28 protein-coding genes are annotated in these 24291 nt (G+C 58.2%); all 28 read left to right on the top strand.

Features of this window, described 5'->3' with window-relative positions; translation table 11 throughout:
* Positions 1-23 precede the first annotated feature (23 nt).
* The 28 genes from ACR0DG_RS07920 (at position 24) to ACR0DG_RS07785 (ending at position 24288) form a co-directional block, all read left to right on the top strand.
* On the top strand, positions 24-1550 hold the full coding sequence (locus ACR0DG_RS07920) for an AMP-binding protein (RefSeq protein WP_480696007.1): 1527 nt from the start codon (positions 24-26) through the stop codon (positions 1548-1550).
* On the top strand, positions 1547-2023 hold the full coding sequence (locus ACR0DG_RS07915; RefSeq protein WP_480696005.1) for a hypothetical protein: 477 nt from the start codon (positions 1547-1549) through the stop codon (positions 2021-2023). Before ACR0DG_RS07920 ends, ACR0DG_RS07915 begins: the two co-directional genes overlap by 4 nt.
* Positions 2020-3624 (top strand): carboxyl transferase domain-containing protein, encoded by a 1605-nt coding sequence (locus ACR0DG_RS07910; RefSeq protein WP_480696003.1) that lies wholly within the window; start codon positions 2020-2022, stop codon positions 3622-3624. Before ACR0DG_RS07915 ends, ACR0DG_RS07910 begins: the two co-directional genes overlap by 4 nt.
* Before the next feature lie 2 nt (positions 3625-3626).
* On the top strand, positions 3627-3908 hold the full coding sequence (locus ACR0DG_RS07905; RefSeq protein WP_480696002.1) for a hypothetical protein: 282 nt from the start codon (positions 3627-3629) through the stop codon (positions 3906-3908).
* Positions 3905-4330: an ASCH domain-containing protein gene (locus tag ACR0DG_RS07900; RefSeq protein WP_480696000.1), complete on the top strand. Its 426-nt coding sequence runs from the start codon at positions 3905-3907 to the stop codon at positions 4328-4330. The genes ACR0DG_RS07905 and ACR0DG_RS07900 overlap by 4 nt, the downstream gene beginning before the upstream one ends.
* A 3-nt stretch (positions 4331-4333) precedes the next feature.
* A complete protein-coding gene (locus tag ACR0DG_RS07895; RefSeq protein ID WP_480695998.1) occupies positions 4334-6265 on the top strand; it encodes an ATP-binding protein in 1932 nt (643 codons plus the stop codon).
* Positions 6266-6344: 79 nt separating this feature from the next.
* The gene (locus tag ACR0DG_RS07890; protein WP_480695996.1) at positions 6345-7199 is read left to right on the top strand and encodes a hydroxymethylglutaryl-CoA lyase; all 855 of its coding nucleotides are present in this window, start codon (positions 6345-6347) and stop codon (positions 7197-7199) included.
* 8 nt (positions 7200-7207) lie between these two features.
* Positions 7208-7996 (top strand): crotonase/enoyl-CoA hydratase family protein, encoded by a 789-nt coding sequence (locus ACR0DG_RS07885; protein WP_480695994.1) that lies wholly within the window; start codon positions 7208-7210, stop codon positions 7994-7996.
* Between the two features lie 176 nt (positions 7997-8172).
* Positions 8173-8538: an NADH-quinone oxidoreductase subunit A gene (locus ACR0DG_RS07880; RefSeq protein ID WP_050602775.1), complete on the top strand. Its 366-nt coding sequence runs from the start codon at positions 8173-8175 to the stop codon at positions 8536-8538.
* Complete coding sequence (locus ACR0DG_RS07875) at positions 8529-9062, top strand: NuoB/complex I 20 kDa subunit family protein (RefSeq protein WP_170768083.1); 534 nt, start codon at positions 8529-8531, stop codon at positions 9060-9062. The genes ACR0DG_RS07880 and ACR0DG_RS07875 overlap by 10 nt, the downstream gene beginning before the upstream one ends.
* A 12-nt stretch (positions 9063-9074) precedes the next feature.
* The gene (locus ACR0DG_RS07870; RefSeq protein ID WP_480695992.1) at positions 9075-9677 is read left to right on the top strand and encodes an NADH-quinone oxidoreductase subunit C; all 603 of its coding nucleotides are present in this window, start codon (positions 9075-9077) and stop codon (positions 9675-9677) included.
* A gap of 2 nt (positions 9678-9679) precedes the next feature.
* Positions 9680-9853 carry a hypothetical protein gene (locus tag ACR0DG_RS07865; protein WP_010442775.1) on the top strand — a complete coding sequence of 58 codons (174 nt, stop codon included), beginning with the start codon at positions 9680-9682 and terminating at the stop codon, positions 9851-9853.
* A 1-nt stretch (position 9854) separates the two neighbouring features.
* On the top strand, positions 9855-9986 hold the full coding sequence (locus tag ACR0DG_RS07860) for a hypothetical protein (RefSeq protein WP_475222835.1): 132 nt from the start codon (positions 9855-9857) through the stop codon (positions 9984-9986).
* Entirely contained in the window at positions 9986-11209 is a 1224-nt protein-coding gene (locus ACR0DG_RS07855) for an NADH-quinone oxidoreductase subunit D (protein WP_480695990.1), read from the top strand. Before ACR0DG_RS07860 ends, ACR0DG_RS07855 begins: the two co-directional genes overlap by 1 nt.
* On the top strand, positions 11209-12321 hold the full coding sequence (nuoE, locus tag ACR0DG_RS07850; protein WP_480695988.1) for an NADH-quinone oxidoreductase subunit NuoE: 1113 nt from the start codon (positions 11209-11211) through the stop codon (positions 12319-12321). Before ACR0DG_RS07855 ends, nuoE begins: the two co-directional genes overlap by 1 nt.
* 31 nt (positions 12322-12352) lie before the next feature.
* Positions 12353-12571: a DUF5337 domain-containing protein gene (locus ACR0DG_RS07845; protein WP_170784212.1), complete on the top strand. Its 219-nt coding sequence runs from the start codon at positions 12353-12355 to the stop codon at positions 12569-12571.
* A gap of 12 nt (positions 12572-12583) precedes the next feature.
* Positions 12584-13882 carry an NADH-quinone oxidoreductase subunit NuoF gene (nuoF, locus tag ACR0DG_RS07840; protein ID WP_170352617.1) on the top strand — a complete coding sequence of 433 codons (1299 nt, stop codon included), beginning with the start codon at positions 12584-12586 and terminating at the stop codon, positions 13880-13882.
* A 277-nt stretch (positions 13883-14159) separates the two neighbouring features.
* On the top strand, positions 14160-14495 hold the full coding sequence (locus tag ACR0DG_RS07835; protein ID WP_480695986.1) for a hypothetical protein: 336 nt from the start codon (positions 14160-14162) through the stop codon (positions 14493-14495).
* Positions 14496-14593: 98 nt separating this feature from the next.
* Positions 14594-14998 carry a DUF5333 domain-containing protein gene (locus ACR0DG_RS07830; protein ID WP_480695984.1) on the top strand — a complete coding sequence of 135 codons (405 nt, stop codon included), beginning with the start codon at positions 14594-14596 and terminating at the stop codon, positions 14996-14998.
* 3 nt (positions 14999-15001) lie between these two features.
* Positions 15002-17023 (top strand): NADH-quinone oxidoreductase subunit NuoG, encoded by a 2022-nt coding sequence (gene nuoG / locus ACR0DG_RS07825; protein ID WP_480695982.1) that lies wholly within the window; start codon positions 15002-15004, stop codon positions 17021-17023.
* Positions 17020-17235 carry a hypothetical protein gene (locus ACR0DG_RS07820; protein ID WP_480695980.1) on the top strand — a complete coding sequence of 72 codons (216 nt, stop codon included), beginning with the start codon at positions 17020-17022 and terminating at the stop codon, positions 17233-17235. Before nuoG ends, ACR0DG_RS07820 begins: the two co-directional genes overlap by 4 nt.
* The gene (gene nuoH / locus ACR0DG_RS07815; protein ID WP_480695978.1) at positions 17228-18265 is read left to right on the top strand and encodes an NADH-quinone oxidoreductase subunit NuoH; all 1038 of its coding nucleotides are present in this window, start codon (positions 17228-17230) and stop codon (positions 18263-18265) included. Before ACR0DG_RS07820 ends, nuoH begins: the two co-directional genes overlap by 8 nt.
* A 1-nt stretch (position 18266) precedes the next feature.
* Positions 18267-18761, top strand: coding sequence for an NADH-quinone oxidoreductase subunit NuoI (gene nuoI, locus ACR0DG_RS07810; protein ID WP_039524264.1), 495 nt, complete (start codon positions 18267-18269; stop codon positions 18759-18761).
* Complete coding sequence (locus ACR0DG_RS07805; protein WP_480695977.1) at positions 18758-19168, top strand: carboxymuconolactone decarboxylase family protein; 411 nt, start codon at positions 18758-18760, stop codon at positions 19166-19168. Before nuoI ends, ACR0DG_RS07805 begins: the two co-directional genes overlap by 4 nt.
* Positions 19165-19767 (top strand): NADH-quinone oxidoreductase subunit J, encoded by a 603-nt coding sequence (locus ACR0DG_RS07800; RefSeq protein ID WP_170558473.1) that lies wholly within the window; start codon positions 19165-19167, stop codon positions 19765-19767. The genes ACR0DG_RS07805 and ACR0DG_RS07800 overlap by 4 nt, the downstream gene beginning before the upstream one ends.
* 489 nt (positions 19768-20256) lie before the next feature.
* The gene (gene nuoK, locus ACR0DG_RS07795; RefSeq protein WP_005984024.1) at positions 20257-20562 is read left to right on the top strand and encodes an NADH-quinone oxidoreductase subunit NuoK; all 306 of its coding nucleotides are present in this window, start codon (positions 20257-20259) and stop codon (positions 20560-20562) included.
* A 7-nt stretch (positions 20563-20569) separates the two neighbouring features.
* A complete protein-coding gene (gene nuoL, locus ACR0DG_RS07790) occupies positions 20570-22744 on the top strand; it encodes an NADH-quinone oxidoreductase subunit L (RefSeq protein WP_480695974.1) in 2175 nt (724 codons plus the stop codon).
* Positions 22744-24288 (top strand): NADH-quinone oxidoreductase subunit M, encoded by a 1545-nt coding sequence (locus tag ACR0DG_RS07785; RefSeq protein ID WP_480695972.1) that lies wholly within the window; start codon positions 22744-22746, stop codon positions 24286-24288. The genes nuoL and ACR0DG_RS07785 overlap by 1 nt, the downstream gene beginning before the upstream one ends.
* Positions 24289-24291 lie beyond the last annotated feature (3 nt).

The raw sequence follows: 24291 nt of genomic DNA, 5'->3' as shown, positions 1-24291 counted from the left end.
CAGGGAATCCAAGGATTTTTCGAATGCGTCCCGCTGATTGCATACCTGGTTTGCTTGAAAGTGGATGCTGGGACATCCCTGAACGGCTGAATATGGCGCAGCAATGCCTGTCTGGCCCGCGTGACCGGATAGCTGTCATCGACTTTACAGGCCCGGAGCCTGAGACCATCACAATCGCGCAGTTAGAGCGTATGACGGATGGGATTGCCCGTTACTTGCAGGCCAAAGTGCAGCGTGGGGATCGGGTCGGCGTTCTTCTTAGCCAATCGCCGTGGTGCGCGGCGGCTCATCTGGCGATTTGGAAGATTGGGGCGATCTCGGTTCCGTTGTTCAAACTGTTCAAACGGGATGCGCTGGCGTCCCGGGTCGGCGATGCTGGTGCGAAACTCGTACTGACGGATCACGAAGGCGCCACGTTATTAGGGGACCTCGCCGAAGCGACACTGGTTGAGAGCATTGCGCCTACTGACCAGACGGTTCCCTACGCAGATACTGGCCCTGAAGACCCTGCTGTGTTGATCTATACGTCGGGCACCACAGGCACGCCCAAGGGTGCGTTGCATGGGCACAGGGTACTGACCGGGCACTTGCCGGGTGTTTCCATCAGCCACAACCACTTGCAGGACGGAGACTGCTTGTGGACGCCAGCGGATTGGGCCTGGATCGGCGGTTTGTTCGACGTTCTGATGCCCGGTTTGGCGCTGGGCATACCCGTGGTCGCGGCACGGCTTGAGAAATTCACCCCAGGCGCCTGCGCCGATGTGGTCGCACGGGGCGGGGTGCGCAACGTATTCTTTCCGCCTACCGCGCTTCGGATGTTGAAGGCCGCGGATCAGAGCATCCCCGGCCTGCGGTCGGTCGCGTCGGGCGGCGAGCCGCTTGGGGCCGAGATGTTGGCATGGGGACAACAGGCGTTTGGGCTCACGATCAACGAATTCTACGGCCAGACCGAGTGCAACATGGTCGTGTCCTCCTGTGCCGAAAACTTTCCGGTGCAGCCCGGTTGTATTGGCCAGCCTGTTCCCGGCCATGAGGTCGCGGTGATTGACGAAGACGGTAAGCCCACGCGCGAAGAGGGCGACGTGGCCATCCGGCGCGGCTCCGCCTCGATGCTGCTGGAATATTGGAATCGCCCCGAGGCGACGGCTGAGAAATTCCGAGGAGACTGGCTGATCACCGGAGATCGCGGTGTGTGGGAGGGCGACTATCTGCGTTTTGTCGGTCGCGATGACGACGTGATCACCTCAGCCGGATACCGCATCGGCCCCGCCGAGATCGAGGACTGCCTGCTGACCCACCCGGTGGTGGCGACCGTGGGCGTAGTCGGAAAACCCGACCCACTGCGCACCGAGATCGTGAAGGCCTATGTGGTGCTGAAACCGGGGGTCGAGGCGACGGGCGCGGAGTTGCAGGAGTGGGTCAAGGACCGTCTGGCGCAGTATTCCTACCCGCGCGAGGTGGCGTTTCTGGAAGAACTGCCGATGACGGTGACGGGGAAGGTGATCCGGAAAGAGTTGAAGGCGCTGGCGGCGCAAGAGGCCGGGCTATGATGCGGGCTATGATTAAGAACCTAAATTTCGCGGCTTTGGTTGCCTTTGCCTGCACCGCAGTGCCTGCCACGAGCTTAGCCGACGAAAGTAGCCCCTATGCATGGACCAAACGATGCCTTGTGAGCGCAGAAGGTAAACTGGACGAGGCCGGGCAAACGCAAGAGTGCATAGCGGTGATTACCACCTATTGCCGGTTCTCCACGGATGTCCATTCTTGCTACAAAAACTTGTCGACAGGTTTCGCTCAGCTGTCCAGCGATATCATGGATGCGCTTCCGGAAAGCATAGATGCTTTGCCTCCTCAGGAACATTTTTATGAAAAGCGATTGGAACTTGTGAAGGAAACAAGTGTTGCCAGTCGTTGTGGCAAACCAGATCTTGATACGGAATGCGCTGCATTGGTGTCCTTCGGGCGTTACCTTGGCGCATTGTCTTTAGCCGCTTGGGTTGAAAAGAAGGAGGAGAGCCAGTGAAGCTCGCTAGTAATGCAATAACAACCTCCGAGGGCTTCAAAGCAAACCGAACCGCCCATCTCGACGCTCTGGCGCAAATCTCTGCCGCTGCCGAAGACGCCCGCTTGGGTGGGGGCGAGAAATCTCGTGCGCGGCACGTCTCTCGAGGCAAGATGCTCCCCCGTCGTAGGGTGGCGAACCTGCTGGACCCGGGGTCTCCGTTTCTGGAAATCGGCGCAACTGCGGCGCATGGGATGTACGGCGACGCCGCACCTTGTGCCGGGGTGATCGCGGGGATTGGCCGGGTGCAGGGGCGCGAGGTCATGGTGGTGTGCAACGACGCCACCGTGAAGGGCGGCACGTATTATCCGATGACCGTCAAGAAACACCTTCGCGCGCAGGAGATTGCCGAGGAAAACCATCTGCCCTGCATCTATCTGGTTGATAGCGGCGGTGCGAATCTGCCCAATCAGGATGAAGTGTTCCCCGACCGCGATCACTTTGGCCGCATCTTCTATAATCAGGCGCGGATGAGCGCGAAGGGCATCCCCCAGATTGCCGTGGTGATGGGGTCCTGTACGGCAGGTGGGGCTTATGTGCCCGCGATGTCGGACGTGACGATCATCGTCAAAGAGCAGGGGACGATCTTTCTGGCTGGGCCACCTCTGGTCAAGGCCGCGACGGGCGAGGTGGTCAGCGCCGAGGATTTGGGCGGTGGCGATGTGCATACGCGTCTGTCTGGCGTGGCGGATTATCTGGCCGAAGATGACGCCCACGCGCTCGCTTTGGCGCGGCGGGCGGTGGGGTCGCTGAACCTGCGCAAACCGCAGACGGTGGATTGGGCCAGCCCCGAAGACCCAGCGTATGACCCCGAAGAAATCCTCGGGGTTGTGCCTGCCGATCTGCGCACGCCCTACGACATCCGCGAGGTAATTGCGCGGCTGGTCGATGGCTCTCGGTTCGATGAATTCAAGCCGCGCTTTGGGGAAACGCTGGTGACCGGCTTTGCCCATGTCAAAGGTTGCCCGGTCGGGATCATCGCCAACAACGGCGTGCTGTTTTCCGAGGCCGCGCAAAAGGGCGCTCATTTCGTGGAATTGTGTTCGCAACGTCGTATCCCGTTGGTGTTCCTGCAGAACATCACTGGTTTCATGGTGGGCCGCAAATACGAAAACGACGGCATTGCGCGGCACGGAGCCAAGATGGTGACGGCTGTTGCGACGACGAGCGTGCCCAAGGTCACGATGCTGGTCGGTGGTTCGTTTGGTGCGGGGAATTACGGCATGGCCGGTCGTGCCTATCAGCCGCGGTTCCTTTGGACCTGGCCGAGCTCACGGATTTCCGTGATGGGCGGGGAACAGGCGGCGGGCGTTCTGGCCACTGTCAAGCGCGAAGGAATCGAGCGGCAAGGCGGCACATGGTCGGCGGAAGAAGAGGCCGATTTTAAACGCCCGACGCTTGATATGTTCGAAGAGCAATCGCACCCGCTTTATGCCTCGGCCCGCTTGTGGGACGACGGCATCATCGACCCGCGCAAATCACGAGATGTGCTGGCATTGTCGCTGAGCGCCGCGCTGAATGCCCCGATCGAGGAGACACGTTTCGGCGTGTTCAGGATGTGATCATGCCGTTTTCCGGAATCGTTCAGGATGTCTTCGGTATTCCCGGCAAAGGCACTGTGCTGTGGCTCAATGAAATTGCCGGAGAGCCAATAGAGGGTGAGCAGATCGAAACAGCGTTGGGTGGAGCTTTGATTTTAGCTGTGGGTACGCCGGGTATTCGCGACCGCTCTTGCCTCTCGGGAAAAAAGGTCTCCCCGTACGGGGGTATCTTAACTGACTTGCCGATGCCTAGTGCGGAAACTCTTGTTGCAACAACAGTTGAAACCCTAAGGGGCTCGTCATGACCGAAGCGCTTAGTCAATTGATCATTCGCTACCCGGATGCACAGACCTTCAAGTTTGGCGACAATGCCTCATTAAGCGCTGAATTACTTGCCCTCGTGAGGGCGGGTAAAAAGACGGCAACCTGCGGCGCGTTGCGTGACTATCCTGAGGGCAGTCCTGACATGCCGGTCGTTGGACGACGGGATATCGCCTTGGATTGGGAGGATCGACCGACGCTGGTGATCGAAACGATTGAGGTTTCGACCTGTCGGTATTGCGATGTAACCGAGGATTTCGCGTTGGCCGAGGGTGAGAATGAGACGCTTGAGGGATGGCGCGAAGATCATCGTCGGTATTTCGAGAGGAACGGAGGATTCGACCCGGAGATGGAGTTGCTCTGCGAGAGGTTCCGTCTTGTCGAAGACTTGGCGGCCGAGGAGTAATCCATGTTCAACAAAATCCTGATTGCCAACCGGGGTGAGATCGCCTGCCGGGTTATGGAAACCGCTCAGAAGATGGGCGTTTCTTGTGTGGCCGTTTTTTCTGATGCCGATGCGTCAGCCAAACATGTGCAGATGGCGGATGAGGCTGTTTACATCGGCGGCGCTGCCCCGGCCGAGAGTTACCTTAGGGGCGACGTGATCATTCAGGCCGCGCTGACCAAAGGCGCGCAAGCCATACATCCAGGCTATGGCTTTTTGTCGGAAAACCCCGAATTTGTTGATGCCGTCGAAGCAGCAGGTCTGACTTTCATCGGACCTTCTGCAGATGCCATCCGAAAGATGGGCCTTAAAGACGCGGCCAAAGCACTGATGGAGCAGGCGGGTGTTCCGGTTGTGCCCGGTTATCACGGCGACAATCAGGACCCCGAGCATCTGTCCGGCGCTGCCGATGCGATAGGTTACCCGGTCCTGATCAAGGCTGTTGCAGGTGGTGGTGGCAAAGGAATGCGTCTGGTCGAAAGGTCCGAGGACTTTGCGACCGCGCTGGACAGCGCCCGTGGTGAGGCGAAAACAGCCTTTGGCAACGATGCTGTGCTGGTCGAGAAATTTGTTGCCAAGCCGCGCCATATCGAGGTGCAGGTTTTTGGCGACGGCACCCATGCGGTGCATCTGTTCGAGCGGGACTGCTCTTTGCAGCGGCGACATCAGAAGGTGATCGAAGAAGCTCCGGCCCCTGGAATGACAGCCGAAATGCGTCAGGCGATGGGACAGGCCGGTGTGCGTGCCGCCGAGGTGATTGGTTACAAAGGTGCCGGGACGGTTGAGTTTATCGTTGACGCATCGGACGGGCTTCGCCCAGATCGGTTCTGGTTCATGGAGATGAATACCCGATTGCAGGTCGAACATCCTGTGACCGAAGCAATCACCGGCGTGGACTTGGTCGAATGGCAATTGCGGGTTGCGGCAGGCGAAAGTCTGCCTCGGCAACAACAGGAACTCTCGATCAACGGTCATGCCTTTGAAGCACGTCTTTATGCCGAAGACGTGCCCAAAGGCTTCTTGCCTGCTACGGGAACGCTGACGCATCTTTGGTTCCCTGATGAATGCCGGGCCGATAGCGGTGTGCGCGCTGGTGATACGATCAGCCCTTGGTATGACCCCATGATTGCCAAGGTCGTGGTGCATGGCCCGACGCGTTCGGTTGCCTTGGAAAGCCTGCACCGCGCCTTGCGTCGGACCGAAGTGGCAGGGACTGTCACCAACCTTGCGTTTTTGGGTGCCTTGACCCGCCATAGTGGCTTTGCTTCGGGTGACGTTGATACCGGTCTGATAGGGCGCGACCTGGCCGATTTGTTGCCAGAGGCGCGCGCGAACAACGCTCTTGCTGTGGCCGCAGCAATGACCGCGTTGGACTTGGTGGAGACCGCTCCAGAGGCCGGGTTCACTTTGTGGGGCGCATTGCATCGCGAGGTGAAACTGGCGCGGAACGGAGAGGAGCTTCAACTGGACGTGCAGGTCCAAGGCCCGGATCGGCAAGTTTGGGAGGTCGGTGGCCAGCAGATCATCGCACGGCGGCGCGGTCAGGAGTGGGATATCGACGGTAGCCCCATGCCCAAGGTCGCAATCTCGGGGGCTGTAATTACTGTTTTCGACGACTATGGACAGGAATTCGAGTTTATTGACCCTCTGGACCGAGACACCAGCGCAGCGGGGGACACCAATGTGATCGAAGCGCCCATGCCGGGGCTGGTCAAGGCCGTGTTCGCATCGGCGGGTCAGGCGGTGAAAGAGGGGGATCGCCTCGCCATCCTCGAAGCCATGAAGATGGAGCATTCGCTGCTGGCTGCGCGGGATGGGGTTGTGGCCGAGGTTTTGGCAGAAGCCGGTGCTCAGGTCGAAGCAGGCGCGGCGTTGGTTCGGCTGGCCGAGGATTAACCTGTAACGGCGGTGCTTTGCGTGGCACAGTCAATCTGTCTGCATTTGAAATGGGAAGAAATCGGGGAGGGATGCGCTGATGAAAGAACGGGTCGAGATATTTGAGGTCGGGCCGCGGGACGGTTTGCAAAACGAACAGCGCGAAATCCCGGTGGCAGAAAAGGTGGCTTTGGTCGATTGCCTCAGCCGAGCGGGCTTCAACCGAATTGAGGTTGCCAGCTTTGTCTCACCCAAATGGGTGCCGCAAATGGCTGGCAGTGCCGAAGTGTTGGCGGGTATCAATCGGGCTGATCAGGTTCGATATGCTGCACTGACGCCCAACATGCGCGGATATGAGGATGCGCTGTCGGCCAAGGCCGACGAGATTGCGGTATTTGCCTCGGCGTCCGAAGGGTTTTCCAAAGCAAACATCAACGCAACGATTGCGGAATCCATCGAGCGTTTTACCCCTATCCTCGAGGCCGCGCGCCACATTGATTTACCGGTCCGTGGGTATGTCTCTTGTGTGACGGACTGCCCTTATGATGGTCCGACGCCACCCGAAAAAGTGGCCGAGGTGGCAGACAAGCTTTTCGCGTTGGGATGCTACGAAGTCTCGCTGGGCGATACGATCGGGCAGGGGACGCCAGATAAAATTGCGCACATGCTGTTGGCTGTGCGTGATCGCGTCCCGGTCACGCGGTTGGCGGGACATTTCCACGACACCAACGGACGGGCGATCGACAACATTGACGCTGCTTTGGCGTTGGGTGTCCGCACATTCGACACTGCGGTGGGCGGGTTGGGCGGATGCCCCTACGCGCCCGGTGGCGCAGGAAATGCCGCAACCGAAGCGGTGGTCGCACATCTTGAGCGGCTTGGTTACGAGACCGGAATTGATCAATCGGTGATAGAAGAAGCTGCGCAGATGGCGCGCGCCATGCGAGCGGGTTAGGCGACGTCATGTTTGAAACGATTTCCATTGCCACAGATACGCGCGGCGTTGCCAACCTGACGCTGAACCGCCCCGAAAAGCACAACGCCATGTCGGCGCAAATGATCGCCGAGCTGACGCAAGCCGCCGCTCAACTCGGGGAGGACGCCGAGGTGCGCGTTGTCACCTTGTCCGGGGTAGGCAAAAGCTTTTGCGCAGGTGGCGATCTTGGTTGGATGCAGGAGCAGATGGCTGCAGATCCCGAAACGCGCTTTGTCGAAGCGCGGAAACTTGCGGAAATGCTGCAGGCGCTGAACACGATGCCCAAACCCCTGATCGGAGCGGTGCAAGGCAATGCCTTCGGCGGCGGTGTAGGGCTGGCAGCGGTATGTGACGTGGCCATTGGTGTCGACACGCTGAAGATGGGGTTAACAGAAACCAAACTTGGCCTGATCCCGGCCACGATCGGTCCGTATGTGATCGCTCGGATGGGCGAGGCGCGCGCCCGGCGCGTTTTCATGTCCGCGCGGCTGTTCAACGCGGCCGAGGCGGTGGACCTGGGACTGCTTGCCAAAACGGTTTCTCAGGACGACCTTGCCGGGGCAGTAGAAGCCGAAGTTTTACCCTATTTGTCCAGTGCGCCGGGGGCCGTCGCGTCTGCCAAGGCACTTGCGCAAGCATTGGGTCCTGTCATTGACGATACCGTGATCGATCAGACGATACGGGCGCTTGTCTCCCGTTGGGAGACGGCAGAGGCGCAAGAGGGAATCAGTGCCTTCTTTGAAAAACGAAAACCTGTATGGAATCGTAAGGTTTAGCTTCAAAAGATCGCGAATTAACCGCGGCACAAATAAGCGTGTAAGGAAACGGAATATTAGGCTCCTGCGCGTTTGTGTTCGGTTGACCCTCTGACCCCGCGCGGATAGAGAATGTCCAGTCAACACGCCAATTGACGGCGCGCGGATTAAATACGTGCGCAGGAAAGGAGCTATTCGTGGAAGACCTGCTGCGGGAGTACCTCCCGATCCTGGTGTTTCTGGCCGTCGCTGTGGGCCTTGGAATCGTGCTGATTCTGGCCGCTGTCGTACTGGCTGTCCGCAATCCCGACCCCGAAAAGGTCAGCGCGTATGAATGTGGCTTCAATGCCTTTGATGATGCGCGGATGAAGTTTGACGTCCGATTCTATCTGGTGTCGATTCTCTTCATCATCTTCGATCTTGAGATTGCTTTCCTGTTCCCATGGGCCGTTGGCTTTAAGGACATTAGCGATGTCGGTTTCTGGTCCATGATGGTGTTCCTGGGCGTTCTGACCATCGGCTTTGCCTATGAGTGGAAGAAAGGGGCCTTGGAATGGGAGTGATGACGGGTGCAAACACCGCCGGCGTCGACAAAGAGGTCGCCACCCAGGCCCTGAACGTCGAGTTGCAGGACAAAGGCTTCCTGCTGACCTCGACCGAGGACATTATCAACTGGGCCCGCACCGGTTCGCTGCACTGGATGACCTTTGGTCTGGCCTGCTGCGCCGTTGAGATGATGCACACCTCGATGCCACGCTATGACGCTGAACGGTTTGGAATCGCACCGCGCGCGTCCCCGCGCCAATCAGATGTGATGATCGTAGCAGGCACTCTGACCAACAAGATGGCCCCGGCGCTGCGCAAGGTCTACGACCAAATGCCCGAGCCGCGCTATGTGATCTCGATGGGGTCCTGCGCGAATGGGGGCGGGTACTACCACTATTCTTATTCGGTCGTTCGTGGTTGTGACCGGATTGTGCCGGTGGACATTTACGTGCCTGGCTGCCCTCCGACCGCCGAAGCTTTGCTGTACGGGCTCATGCAGCTTCAACGTAAAATCCGCCGTACCGGCACCATCGTGCGCTGAGGGAGAGGGCGAATGAATGAAGCACTCAAAGAACTCGGCGCGCAGCTGGAACTCAAACGGACTGACAGCGTTCTTTCGTGGGATGTGACCCATGACGAATTGAATGTGGATGTTGCGCCTTCTCATCTGGTGGAATTTGTTGAGTTCCTGAAGTCGGACCAGAACTGCAGGTTTTCGACCCTGGTGGATATCACAGGTGTTGATTACCCCGAGCGGGCAAAACGGTTCGACGTGGTTTATCATTTCCTGTCGATGTACCAAAACCAGCGTATTCGTCTGCGGGTTTCGATCCGCGAAGAGGATATGGTGCCTTCGATCGTGGATGTTCACCCCTCGGCCAACTGGTTCGAGCGCGAGGTGTTCGACATGTTCGGCATCCTGTTTTCAGGGCATCCGGACTTGCGCCGTATCCTGACTGATTATGGCTTTCGAGGGCATCCACTGCGCAAAGATTTCCCAACGACCGGGTATACCGAAGTTCGCTATGACGAGGCCGAAAAGCGCGTTGTGTATGAACCGGTCAGCTTGGTTCAGGAATACCGTCAGTTTGACTTCATGTCCCCTTGGGAGGGCGCGAATTACATACTGCCGGGGGATGAAAAGCAGGAGACCTGACAATGGGTGGCATCTGGTGGTTGATCCTTTCTGCGCTGACCATCATTCCGATGGTAAAGATACTGCCGTTTTTCGGGATCAACAAATACTGGTGCCTATTGTGTCTGGTTCCATTCGGCACGATCGCCTTGTTGTGGTGGGTCGGGTTGAAACTGCAAGAATTGGAGCGCCGCTGAGATGCTGATGTTGCTGGGGGAACTGATTGCATTGGGTGCACTTGGGGTCCTGCTGGCCGGGGCTGCGGCCAAGGCGCTTGAGGCGGAAAAGGTCCGGGTTCGGGCCGAAGCGAAAAAGAAACGAGGGCGTTGATGGACGGCTCAAGATATGATGACGGCAGCACGGACGCGCTGAGCGGAGAACAGAAGATCCGCAACTTCAACATCAACTTCGGCCCGCAACACCCTGCGGCGCATGGAGTTTTGCGTCTGGTGCTTGAGCTGGACGGTGAAATTGTCGAGCGCTGCGACCCGCATATCGGCTTGCTGCACCGTGGCACCGAAAAGCTGATGGAAAGCCGGACGTATCTGCAGAACCTGCCTTACTTCGACCGTCTGGACTACGTGGCGCCGATGAATCAGGAACACGCCTGGTGTCTGGCCATCGAAAAGCTGACCGGCGTCGAAGTTCCACGTCGTGGCTCGCTGATCCGCGTTCTGTACTCCGAGATCGGGCGCATCCTGAACCACCTGCTGAACGTGACCACGCAGGCGATGGATGTGGGCGCTCTGACCCCGCCGCTCTGGGGGTTCGAAGAGCGTGAAAAGCTGATGGTGTTCTATGAGCGTGCCTGCGGTGCCCGCCTTCACGCCGCTTATTTCCGCCCCGGTGGTGTCCACCAAGACCTGCCGCCGGAACTGCTGGATGACATCGAGGCATGGAGCCACGAATTCCCCGCTGTTCTAGACGACATCGACGGACTGCTGACCGAAAACCGAATCTTCAAACAGCGTAATGCTGATATCGGCATCGTGACCGAAGACGACATCCAGAAATACGGCTTCTCGGGCGTGATGGTGCGCGGATCGGGTCTGGCTTGGGACCTGCGTCGCGCGCAGCCCTATGAATGCTATGACGAGTTCGAATTCCAAATTCCCGTCGGCAAAAACGGCGACTGCTACGACCGCTATCTGGTCCGCATGGAAGAAATGCGCCAGTCGCTGCACATCATCCGTCAGGCCATTGCCAAAATCCGCGACTGCCCCGGCGACGTTCTGGCCCGCGGCAAGATCACCCCGCCGAAACGCTCGGACATGAAGACGTCGATGGAAAGTCTGATCCATCACTTCAAGCTCTATACCGAAGGCTTCCACGTCCCCGCGGGCGAAGTTTATGCCGCCGTCGAGGCCCCAAAGGGCGAGTTCGGCGTTTATCTGGTCGCCGACGGTACCAACAAGCCCTACCGCGCCAAACTGCGCGCGCCGGGCTTCCTGCACCTGCAAGCCATGGATCACGTCGCCGGAGGGCACCAACTGGCCGACGTCGCCGCCATCATTGGCACCATGGACGTCGTATTTGGAGAGATTGACCGCTAATGCTCCGCCGTCTTCACCCCGAACAACCCGAAAGCTTTGCCTTTACTGCTGCCAACCAGCAATGGGCCGAAGCACAGATTACCAAGTACCCTGAGGGTCGTCAGGCCAGCGCGGTTATTCCGCTGCTTTGGCGTGCGCAAGAGCAGGAGGGCTGGCTGACCCGCCCGGCGATTGAATCTATCGCCGATATGCTGGGCATGGCCTATATTCGCGTTCTTGAAGTGGCGTCTTTCTACTTCATGTTTCAGCTGCAACCAGTTGGCTCTGTTGCGCATATTCAGGTTTGCGGAACGACATCCTGCATGATCTGCGGGGCCGAAGATCTGATCGCCGTCTGTAAGGACAAGATCGCCGCTAAGCCACATGCATTGTCGGCAGATGGCAAGCTGAGCTGGGAAGAGGTGGAGTGCCTGGGCTCCTGCACCAACGCGCCAATGGCGCAAATTGGTAAGGATTACTATGAGGATTTGACCGCCGAAAGTTTTGGCAAGATCATCGACGATCTGGCCGCTGGCAAGGTACCTGCACCGGGCCCACAGAATGGACGCTATGCGGCAGAACCGCTAAGCGGTCTAAGCAGCTTGACCGAGTATGAGGCGGGCAAACCGCAGTACAATGCCAGTGTCGAGCTGGCGACGGATCTGGGCGACACGGTCAAGCGGATCGACGGAACCGAAGTGCCGATCTTAACCCCGTGGCTGGGTAAGGACGGTAAGGCAGAGGCGACCAAGACTGCTCCGAAACCTCCGAAAGAACCCGAAACGCCGAAACCCGCTGTAAAGCAGGCCGAGGATGCAAAGGTGAAGGCCGAAGCGGCAGACGAGGACCAGCCAGAGACACTTACCGCGGCGAGAGGCGGCAAGGCCGACGACCTCAAGATGCTCAAGGGTGTTGGGCCAAAACTGGAAGAAAAGCTGAACGATCTGGGCATCTATCACTACGACCAGATCGCGAAATGGACTGCCGGGAATATCGCTTGGGTGGATGCGCGGCTGAAGTTCAAAGGACGGATTGAGCGCGACGATTGGATCGAACAGGCGACCAGCCTGGCTGCGGGGGAAGAGACCGATTTCGCAAAACGTGCCAAGGAAGACGGCACTTACGAAGACTAAAACAGGTGCCCGTACAGGGCATCAGGATGAGATGGATAAGGACAAGGAACAGGCCATAGCCCGAAAGGGCCGTCACATAGGCATCGTCATCGCCGCGACGATGGTGCTTTGGCTTGTTATGTCTTTTGTCGGTCCGCAGTTGGGACTGCCGGGCCGCTATGCGCTGCTTTTTGATTTTGCCGCATTGGCAGGGTTCATCTATGCGGGCGTCAACATTTTTCAACTCTGGCGCATGCGTCAGGACAGCTGAAGGTAACACGCGATGCTGAAGGATCAGGACCGGATCTTTACCAACATCTACGGGATGCATGAGCGCACATTGCGTGGCGCGCAGGCGCGCGGGCATTGGGACGGCACTGCCGGCCTGATCGAAAAGGGCCGCGACTGGATCATTCAGACGATGAAAGATTCGGGTCTGCGGGGTCGAGGCGGTGCGGGCTTCCCGACCGGGCTGAAATGGTCGTTCATGCCCAAGGAAAGCGATGGTCGTCCGGCCTATCTGGTGGTGAACGCGGACGAATCCGAGCCCGGAACCTGCAAAGACCGCGAGATCATGCGCCACGATCCGCATACCCTGATCGAGGGTTGCCTGATCGCATCTTTCGCGATGAATGCACATACCTGCTACATCTACCTGCGCGGCGAATACATCCGCGAGCGTGAGGCGCTGCAGGCCGCGATTGATGAAGCGTATGACGCAGGCCTGCTGGGCAAGAACGCCGCTGGCTCGGGCTGGGATTTCGACCTGTTCCTGCATCACGGGGCTGGGGCCTATATCTGCGGTGAAGAAACCGCCTTGATCGAAAGCCTTGAGGGCAAGAAGGGTATGCCACGCATGAAGCCTCCGTTCCCGGCGGGGGCGGGGCTGTATGGCTGTCCGACCACGGTGAACAATGTGGAATCCATCGCCGTTGTGCCGACGATCCTGCGCCGAGGCGCGGATTGGTTCGCAGGCTTTGGCCGTCAGAACAACGCGGGCACCAAGCTGTTTGCGATCTCGGGCCATGTTAACAACCCTTGTGTTGTCGAAGAGGCGATGTCGATCTCGTTCGAAGAGCTGATCGAGACCCATTGCGGCGGTATTCGCGGCGGCTGGGACAATCTGTTGGCGGTGATCCCCGGCGGTTCGTCTGTTCCCTGCGTGCGCGGCGAGAATATGCGTGACGCGATCATGGATTTTGACTACCTGCGCAACGATCTGGGCTCGGGGCTTGGTACAGCGGCGGTTATCGTGATGGACAAGTCCACCGATATCATCAAGGCGATCTGGCGGCTGTCGAAGTTCTACAAACACGAAAGCTGCGGCCAGTGCACGCCGTGCCGCGAAGGCACCGGCTGGATGATGCGCGTTATGGATCGTTTGGTTCGTGGCGAGGCCGAACTGGAAGAGATCGACATGCTGTTCGATGTGACCAAGCAGGTCGAAGGTCACACAATCTGCGCCTTGGGTGATGCTGCAGCTTGGCCAATACAGGGCTTGATCCGCAACTTCCGCGAAGAGATCGAAGACCGCATCAAGGCGCAGAAGTCCGGCCGCACCGGCGCGATGGCGGCGGAGTAACGCGGATGCATCTGCTCGCAGAATATGGCCACTCGGTTGCGGCGTTCGTCATATTTACGCTTGTTGCGTGGTTTACGGCGTCGCTCTCGACGTGCGCCGGATTCGGAATGCGGATATTGTGCCAGCTACCGCCCGAACCCCGTCGCAGAGGTAAATCTCTTTGTCCTAGCCATGAACGTATGATCGGCTCGATTTCGATGAAAGTGGCTGCGTTCTGATGGTTCTGCGTACCGGGGATAAATCAACTGCGCAAAGTCGCGTCAGGACCCGAGTGTCGATGTGTGGTTTGATGGCTGGCGTGATGCTGCTCTCAGCCTGTGGCGGTATCGTTTCGTCATCCGACCGGGTCAATTTTGACGGTCATTTCTTCCGGGCCAAGGCAAAGCAAGTAGACAAGAAGAAATCTCCGACCGAGTTTACGGTTGTCGTCAATGGCGTTTCCGCCTCACTGGACGGCGCACGCGAGGCCGGGCGGTACGAAGGCATCAAGTTTTGTATCTCCAACTTTGGGTCATCTCGGATTGACTGGAACGTCGGACCGGATACCGAACCGCAGAACTTACGCATATCGGACGACAAACTTACCTTCGCTGGACGTTGCAGACGACCATGACATTGCGGCCTGCATATCACGCTGACACGGGGGCGGTGTTATCGCATAACCCTGCCTGCTCCGGTCGTCTTGGACTTTCCAAGACGAAAGGACGTGTCATGTTTGGTATCAAAGTGCTTGTCGCGCTCACTGCTATGGCCTTGCCGGTTGCGGCCGAGGAAAAACCGCCTTTGCGCGACGTCAAAGAGATCGACAACGAGCTCTACTACATCGCGATCGCAAATGAGATTTCGGAATACTGCCCTTCGATCAACGGACGCCGCGTAAAAGCGATCGGCGTGATGTGGGGGTTGCGTTCCAAAGCGAACAAACTGGGCTACTCGGATTCCGAGATCCGGGCCTATGTGGAATCGGATGCCGAAAAAGACCGGATGCGCGCCAAGGGCGAGGCGTATCTGGCCCAACACGGCGTTTCTTATGACAATCCGAATTCTTTTTGCACCTTGGGGCAGAAGGAAATCGACAGAAACAGCGCCATTGGCGTGTATTTGAGGGCGAACTAGACCATGTCTGACCTCCGCAAGATCAATATCGATGGACAGGAAATCGAAGTCGATGGTGCGATGACTCTGATCCAGGCCTGTGAAGAGGCCGGGGTCGAAGTGCCGCGTTTCTGCTATCACGAACGCCTGTCGATTGCCGGGAACTGCCGGATGTGTCTGGTTGAGGTTGTCGGCGGACCGCCAAAACCTGCGGCTTCCTGCGCGATGCAGGTGCGGGACCTGCGCCCGGGACCGGAGGGGGAACCGCCGGTGGTCAAGACGAACTCGCCCATGGTCAAGAAGGCCCGCGAAGGGGTGATGGAGTTCCTGTTGATCAACCACCCGCTGGATTGCCCGATCTGCGATCAGGGCGGCGAGTGCGATCTGCAGGATCAGGCGATGGCTTATGGGTTGTCGGGCACGCGCTTCAAGGAAGCCAAGCGCGCGGTTGATGATCTGGATCTTGGGCCTTTGGTCGGGACTGCGATGACCCGCTGCATCAGCTGCACCCGTTGTGTGCGTTTCACGACCGAGGTCGCGGGGATCACCCAAATGGGCCAGACCGGGCGCGGCGAGGATGCCGAGATCACCTCGTACTTGAACCAAACGCTGGATTCGAACCTGCAGGGTAACATCATCGACCTGTGTCCGGTTGGGGCGTTGACCTCGAAACCTTATGCCTTCACGGCTCGTCCTTGGGAACTGACCAAGACCGAGAGCATCGACGTAATGGATGCTTTGGGCTCGAACATCCGCGTGGATACCAAGGGGCGTGAAGTTATGCGTTTCCTACCGCGCAACCATGACGGCGTGAACGAAGAGTGGATCAGCGACAAGACCCGTTTCGTATGGGATGGTCTGCGCCGTCAGCGTCTGGACAAACCCTACGTGCGCGAAAACGGCAAGCTGCGCCCGGCCTCGTGGCCCGAGGCGCTGACCAAGGCCGCTGAAGCGTTGAAAGGGGCCGAGAAACCGGCGGGTATCGTGGGCGATCTGGCCCCGGTTGAGGCGGCTTTTGCGCTGAAGCAGATGGTCGAAGGGCAGGGCGGTGTAGTCGAATGCCGCACCGATGGGGCTAAGCTGCCCTCTGGAAATCGCGGTGCTTATGCTGGAACCGCTGCAATCGAAGATATCGACACAGCCGAACGCATTCTGCTGATTGGTACGAACCCGCGCGATGAAGCTCCGGTTCTGAATGCGCGGATTCGTAAGGCCTGGGCTCATGGGGCCGAGGTTGCTGTCGTCGGACCTGCGGTTGATCTGACCTATGAATACCATCACATCGGTGATGACCGCGCGGCTTTGCAGCAGGCGGTCGATATGGGCGGCGATGATGAGATCAAGGGCAAGCCCTCTCTGGTCATTGTTGGTCAAGGTGCGCTGCAAGAGGCTGATGGAGCTGCCGTTCTGGCGGCTGCGCAGGCGATTGCCGCGAATACAGAAAGCGGTTTGATCGTTTTGCATACTGCTGCGTCGCGCGTCGGTGCAATGGATGTCGATGCCACTAACGAAAGCGGCATGGATGCGGTCAGCGCAGCGGACGTGATCTATAACCTCGGTGCGGATGAGGTCGAGATCGGCGAAGGTGCCTTTGTGATCTATCAGGGCAGCCATGGTGACCGTGGCGCCCACCGCGCAGACGTTATTCTGCCAGGTGCTGCATATACCGAAGAAAACGGCCTGTTCGTGAATACCGAGGGTCGCCCACAGCTGGCTATGCGTGCCGGATTCGCACCAGGTGAAGCCAAGGAGAATTGGGCCATCCTTCGCGCGTTGTCGGCTGAGCTGGATGCTACTTTGCCATTTGACTCGTTGGCGCAGCTGCGCACTGCCTTGATAGAAGCCGTGCCGCATCTGGCGCAGATCGACCAAGTGATTGAAAACGACGTGGTTGCGTTGGATACAGGAAAGCTGGGGGATGCCAGCTTCCGTTATGCGATCAAAGATTTCTATTTGACCAATCCGATTGCGCGCGCCTCGCAACTGATGGCCGAGCTATCGGCTCAGGCACAAGCTCGTAAATCTGAAAAGATTGCGGCTGAATGAAACTGACGCATTTCATATCGAAGACGCGCGCGGCGGCCGGGTGGCAGATAGCCGCGCCTGAATTGCGTGTGAAATTCAATAATAAGGGTGGCGCAATGGCGGTAGATGCTGTTTACACCAACGCGCCGACCCAGCCGCATCATGCGCAGGCAACTGGCCTATGCATCGCACGCGGAAAACGGAATACCCACGGTGTGAGGACCAATGGCTGAATTCTTTAACACCCCAGGCGGAATAGCCGTCATCATTCTGGCACAAGTGCTTGCAGTTGTTGCCTTTGTGATGATCTCGCTGTTGTTCCTCGTGTATGGCGACCGCAAAATCTGGGCGGCCGTTCAGATGCGCCGCGGCCCCAACGTGGTGGGCGTCTATGGCCTGCTGCAATCAGTGGCCGACGCGTTGAAATATGTGGTCAAAGAGGTGGTGATCCCGGCAGGTGCGGACCGCACGGTCTTTATGTTGGCGCCGCTGACCTCATTCGTTCTGGCGATGATCGCTTGGGCCGTGATACCGTTCAATGACGGCTGGGTTCTGTCAGATATCAACGTCGCGATCCTGTATGTTTTTGCTGTATCCTCGCTTGAGGTTTATGGCGTGATTATGGGTGGTTGGGCGTCGAACTCAAAGTATCCGTTCCTTGGGTCGTTGCGCTCGGCCGCGCAGATGATCTCGTATGAGGTGTCCATTGGCCTGATCATCATCGGCGTCATTATCTCGACCGGCTCGATGAACTTCGGCAATATTGTCGAGGCGCAGGACGGACGGTTTGGTTTCTTCAGCTGGTACTGGCTACCGCATTTCCCGATGGTCTTCCTGTTCTTCATTTCGGCACTGGCTGAAACGAACCGGCCACCCTTTGACCTGCCCGAGGCGGAATCAGAGCTGGTCGCGGGGTATCAGGTCGAATACTCGGCCACGCCGTTCCTGCTGTTCATGGCAGGCGAATACATCGCCATCTTCCTGATGTGCGCGCTGACCACGCTGCTGTTCTTCGGCGGCTGGCTGTCCCCGATCCCGGGACTGCCGGATGGCGTGCTGTGGATGGTTGCCAAGATGGCGTTCTTCTTCTTCCTCTTCGCGATGGTCAAGGCCATCACGCCCCGCTACCGCTATGACCAATTGATGCGGTTGGGCTGGAAAGTATTCCTGCCGTTCTCGCTGGCTTGGGTGGTTTTCGTGGCCTTCGCAGCGAAGTTCGACTGGTTCTGGGGCGCGTTCGCCCGTTGGAGTGTAGGAGGCTGATATGACACAAATCGACTATACCCGCGCTGCCAAGTATTTTCTGCTGCAGGACTTCTGGGTCGGCATGAAGCTGGGGTTGAAGTATTTCTTCGCCCCCAAAGCCACCGTGAACTATCCGCACGAAAAAGGCCCTCTGTCGCCGCGCTTTCGCGGAGAACATGCCCTGCGCCGGTACCCGAATGGCGAAGAACGCTGCATCGCTTGTAAACTGTGCGAAGCGATCTGCCCGGCGCAAGCCATTACCATCGACGCCGAACCGCGCGAAGACGGCTCCCGTCGCACCACGCGGTACGACATCGACATGACCAAGTGCATATACTGTGGCTTCTGCCAAGAAGCCTGCCCAGTCGATGCTATCGTCGAAGGCCCGAACTTTGAATTCGCCACAGAGACCCGCGAAGAGCTTTTCTACGACAAAGAAAAACTGCTGGATAACGGCGAACGCTGGGAAGCCGAGATCGCCCGCAATCTGGAAATGGACGCGCCGTACAGATGAGTGACACGCCGACAAATCCGTTTGAGCTAATGATGAAGCAGGCCCAGGACATGGCCAAAGCGATGAACCCGGCGATGGAGAATTTCTCGCCCAAAGGGTTCGAGGCGCTGTGGCCAACCATGCCGAAAGAGGTCATGGAGATGATGTTTGGCAACACCGTCAACACCGACGGGCTGGATGCCAAGACCCGATTGCTGCTGACCCTCGCCGGGCTGACCATGCAGGGCGCACAGGCCGACACCGCCGTGCGCCAGACCGTCCGCCACGCGCTTGAGGCAGGGGCAAAGAAACAAGAGATCGTGGAAACGATCGGTCAGATGTCGGTCTTTGCCGGCATCCCGGCCATGACCCGCGCGCTGGATCTGGCGCAGGAGGTTCTGGGCGATAACGAGGATGAGGATCAATGACCGTTTTTGCCTTCTACCTGTTTGCCATCAGCGCCATCACCGGCGGGCTGTTCACGGTGATCAGCCGCCAGCCGGTGCATTCGGTGCTGTGGCTGATCCTGTCCTTCCTGTCCTCGGCCGGGCTGTTCGTGCTGCTGGGGGCTGAGTTCGTGGCGATGCTGCTGATTATCGTTTACGTGGGCGCGGTCGCGGTTCTGTTCCTGTTCGTGGTGATGATGCTGGACGTGGACTTTGCCGAGCTTAAGGCCGAGATGGCCCGCTATATGCCGCTGGCCTTGCTGATCGGTCTGGTCATTCTGATGCAGTTCGTCATGGCATTCGGAGCATGGGACAGCGCGCAAGGCGTAGAGGCCAATCTTGCTCAACCGGTTCCGACCGACCGCCACAACACCGAGGCACTCGGCGTCATCCTTTACGACCAATACTTCCTTTTGTTCCAACTGGCGGGCCTGATCCTGCTGGTAGCGATGATCGGTGCTATCGTGCTGACCCTGCGCCACCGTCAGGACATCAAGCGTCAGGACATCGTCGGCCAGATGATGCGCGACCCGGCCAAGGCGATGGAGTTGAAGGACGTGAAACCGGGGCAGGGGTTGTGATCAGAAGGTCTTTGATATCTGGGTTTGCACTCGTAAATCTGGCCGTTGTTGCAAGCGCGTTTCCTTTGTCGCATTGCGACGGTTTCGCGTCGCCGGATTACCATTTTTCTGAATCCGGCCATCAGATCGTCGGAGACGGGGTAGTTGCATATAAATTTGGTGGAGTTTTCTGTTGGGACGGGACAGGCTGTACGGAATCTGAAAGCCTTATTTTCTCGGCCTGTCAGACGGGGCAGACACTAAAAATTGTGACGAAACTCAATAGGGAGCTCGACGACACTCTGTTGGATCGAAGGGATGAGGCCGAGCGAACCATGCGTCAAATGACCGATGACACTGCGAGTCGGACATGGGATTCCGTGAAAAGAGTCTTTGTGAGCAAAGCCTTCAGAGTCGACGAGACGACTGAAACTGCAGAAAACTGCGCCTGTGCTGCGGCATTCCCGGAACTTCGCAACGGGAAAGACAAATTCGAGGGACTATGAGACGATGATCGGACTTGAACACTATCTTACGGTGGCGGCGACGCTGTTCGTCATCGGCATTTTCGGTCTCTTTCTGAACCGCAAGAACGTCATCATCCTGCTGATGAGCATCGAGTTGATGCTGTTGGCGGTGAATATCAACCTCGTGGCGTTCTCCAGCTTCCTGGGCGATCTGGTCGGGCAGGTGTTTACGCTGTTCGTACTGACCGTGGCGGCGGCCGAGGCGGCGATTGGTCTGGCCATTCTGGTCTGCTTCTTCCGCAACCGTGGCACCATCGCGGTTGAAGACGTCAATATGATGAAGGGCTAAGAGAACTATGGAAACCACCATCCTCTTTGCCCCGCTGGTGGGCGCGTTGATCTGCGGTTTCGGCTGGCGGTTCATTGGTGAAAAAGCGGCCATGTGGACCGCAACTGGCCTTTTGTTTCTGGCCTGTCTGCTGTCGTGGATCGTGTTCTTCACCTTCGACGGTGTGACCCAACAGATCGAGATCATGCGCTGGATCGAGAGTGGCTCGCTGTCGACAAGCTGGGCCATTCGTCTGGACCGGCTGACTGCGATCATGCTGATCGTGGTGACAACCGTCTCGGCGCTGGTGCACCTCTATTCCTTCGGCTACATGGATCACGACCCGCAATGGCGCGAGGGCGAGAGCTATAAGCCGCGTTTCTTCGCCTATCTGTCCTTCTTTACCTTTGCCATGCTGATGCTGGTGACGGCGGACAATCTGGTGCAGATGTTCTTTGGCTGGGAGGGCGTGGGCGTCGCCTCGTACCTGCTGATCGGGTTCTACTATCGCAAGCCGAGTGCCAATGCGGCGGCGATGAAAGCGTTCATCGTGAACCGCGTGGGCGACTTTGGCTTTGCGCTGGGTATTTTCGCACTGTTCTTCCTGACGGACAGTATCAACTTCTCGGACATCTTCGCCTCGGCCCCGGCTTTGGCCGAGGAAAAGCTACACTTCCTTTGGGGTGAATGGACCGCGATTGAAGTGATCTGCGTGCTGCTCTTCATCGGTGCGATGGGGAAATCGGCTCAGTTGATCCTGCACACATGGTTGCCCGATGCGATGGAAGGCCCGACGCCCGTGTCAGCGCTGATCCACGCCGCGACCATGGTCACTGCAGGTGTGTTCCTTGTTTGCCGCATGTCACCGCTGATGGAGTTCGCACCGGGTGCGACCGGGTTCATCACCGTGCTGGGCGCCTCGACCGCGTTCTTTGCCGCAACCGTGGGTCTGGTGCAGACCGATATCAAACGGGTCATCGCCTATTCGACCTGTTCTCAGCTGGGCTACATGTTTGTCGCTGCAGGTGTCGGCATGTACTCGGCAGCGATGTTCCACCTGTTCACGCACGCGTTCTTCAAGGCGCTGTTGTTCCTTGGCGCAGGCTCGGTGATCCACGCCATGCATCATGAACAAGAGATGACTGAGTATGGCGGCCTGCGCAAAAAGATCCCCTATACGTTCTGGGCGATGATGATCGGGACACTGGCGATCACCGGTGTGGGTATTCCGCTGACTCACTTTGGTTTTGCGGGCTTCCTGTCGAAAGACGCCATCATCGAGAGCGCCTATGCCGGAGGGTCGTCCTATGGCTTCTGGTTGCTGGTCGTGGCGGCTGCGTTCACGTCCTTTTATAGCTGGCGTCTGATTTTCCTGACCTTCTATGGTGAGCCGCGCGGGGACAAGCATACGCATGACCACGCGCATGAAAGCCCGATGGTCATGCTGGTGCCGCTTGGCGTGCTGTCGCTGGGTGCGGTCTTTGCGGGTATGATCTGGTACGGCAATTTCTTCGGCCACGCGGATAAGGTCGGTAAGTTCTACGGCATTCCGGTGGCTGAGGCGTCGGAACATGCCGATCATGGTGCAGCCGACACGCATGGCGATGAAAACCACGCAGATGAAGGCCATGGCGACGACCACGCGGATGACGGTCATGGTGAGAAAGACGCCCACGGCGATCATCATTACGTTTTCGCGGGTGAGCCGGGCGAGGGCGCGCTTTATATCGCGCCAGACAATCATGTGCTGGACGATGCGCATGCTGCTCCAAAATGGGTGAAGTGGTCTCCGACCGTTGCGATGCTGCTGGGCTTTGTCGTGGCTTGGCTTTTCTACGTCAGCGATGGAAAGGTATATGTCGCAGGTTTCGAATTTCGCCTTCACCGTGGAAACCTTCCCGAGCGTCTGGCCGAGAACCAACGCCCGCTGTACTTGTTCCTCAAGAATAAGTGGTACTTTGATGAGATCTACAACGTGATCTTCGTTAAGCCCACAGTCGCGCTTGGCCGGTTCCTGTGGAAGCGCGGTGATGGAAACACCATCGACGGCTTCCTGAATGGCGTGGCTATGGGCGTTGTTCCCTTCTTCACCCGCCTCGCAGGCAAGGCGCAGACGGGCTATATCTTTACTTATGCCTTCTGGATGGTCTTGGGGATAGCAGCCCTTGTCACCTGGATGTCGATCGGCGGAGGCACGCACTAATGGATAATATCCTCTCGATCGTTACCTTCATCCCCGCTGTGGCGGCAGGCATTCTGGCCCTGTTCCTGCATGGGGATGACGACGCAGCGCAGCGCAACGCGAAATGGGTCGCGCTTGTTGCGACCTCGGTGACGTTCCTTGTCTCGATTGGCATCTACACGGGCTTCGATCCCTCGAACACCGGCTTCCAGATGGTGGAAGAGGGTGAGTGGCTGCTGGGCCTGAAATACAAGATGGGCGTGGATGGGATCAGCGTTCTGTTCGTGCTGCTGACCACTTTCATCATGCCGCTGACCATTCTTGCCAGCTGGAACGTGACGGACCGGGTCAAGGAATACATGATCGCCTTCCTGTTGCTGGAAACGCTGATGCTGGGCGTGTTCATGGCGCTGGATCTGGTGCTGTTCTACCTGTTCTTTGAGGCAGGTCTGATCCCGATGTTCCTGATCATCGGCATTTGGGGCGGCGCGAACCGGATTTACGCGAGCTTCAAGTTCTTCCTCTATACCTTCCTCGGTTCGGTGCTGATGCTAGTTGCGATGGTTGCCATGTACGCGGATGCGGGCACTACCGACATTGAGGCGCTTATGAGCCATCAGTTCTCGTCTGAGAGCTTTAGCGTGCTGGGCGTGTACGTTGTAGGCGGGATGCAGACGCTGATGTTCCTTGCGTTCTTTGCCTCGTTTGCGGTGAAGATGCCGATGTGGCCGGTTCACACCTGGTTGCCGGATGCGCACGTTCAAGCCCCCACGGCGGGCTCGGTCGTGCTGGCGGCGATCCTGCTGAAAATGGGCGGCTATGGTTTCCTGCGGTTCAGCCTGCCGATGTTCCCTGTGGGTTCAGCGGTGATGACAGACCTGGTGCTCTGGATGTCGGCCATCGCGGTGGTCTACACCTCGCTGGTGGCGCTGGTGCAGGAGGATATGAAAAAGCTGATCGCCTATTCCTCGGTCGCGCATATGGGCTTTGTGACCATGGGCATTTTTGCGGCAAACCAGCAAGGGATCGATGGCGCGATCTTCCAGATGATTAGCCACGGTTTTATCTCTGCTGCGCTGTTCCTGTGTGTCGGTGTGATCTACGACCGCATGCATACGCGTGATATCGACGCTTACGGCGGTCTGGTGATCCGGATGCCCGCCTATGCGCTGGTCTTCATGCTGTTCACCATGGCGAACGTTGGCCTGCCGGGCACATCCGGGTTTATCGGTGAATTCCTGACTTTGATGGGCGCTTTCCAAGTCAATACCTGGGTGACCGCAGTCGCAGCAACTGGGGTGATCTTCTCGGCAGGCTACGCGCTATGGCTGTACCGCCGGGTCGTATTTGGCGACCTGATCAAGGAAAGCCTAAAGGCGATGACGGACATGAGCTCGCGCGAGCGGCTGGTGTTCGCGCCGTTGATCATCATGACGATCCTGTTAGGCGTTTACCCGTCGCTGGTGACTGACGTCATCGGGGACTCGACCGCGGCATTGATTTCGAACTACGACACGGCTCTGGCCGCGGCCGAGGCCGTGACACAGACAGCCGCTTCGCATTAAGGG

This window comes from Ruegeria sp. BG8, assembly GCF_056538325.1.
Note: the sequence above shows the minus strand (reverse complement) of the source record. Positions and strands in the feature narration are given on the sequence as shown.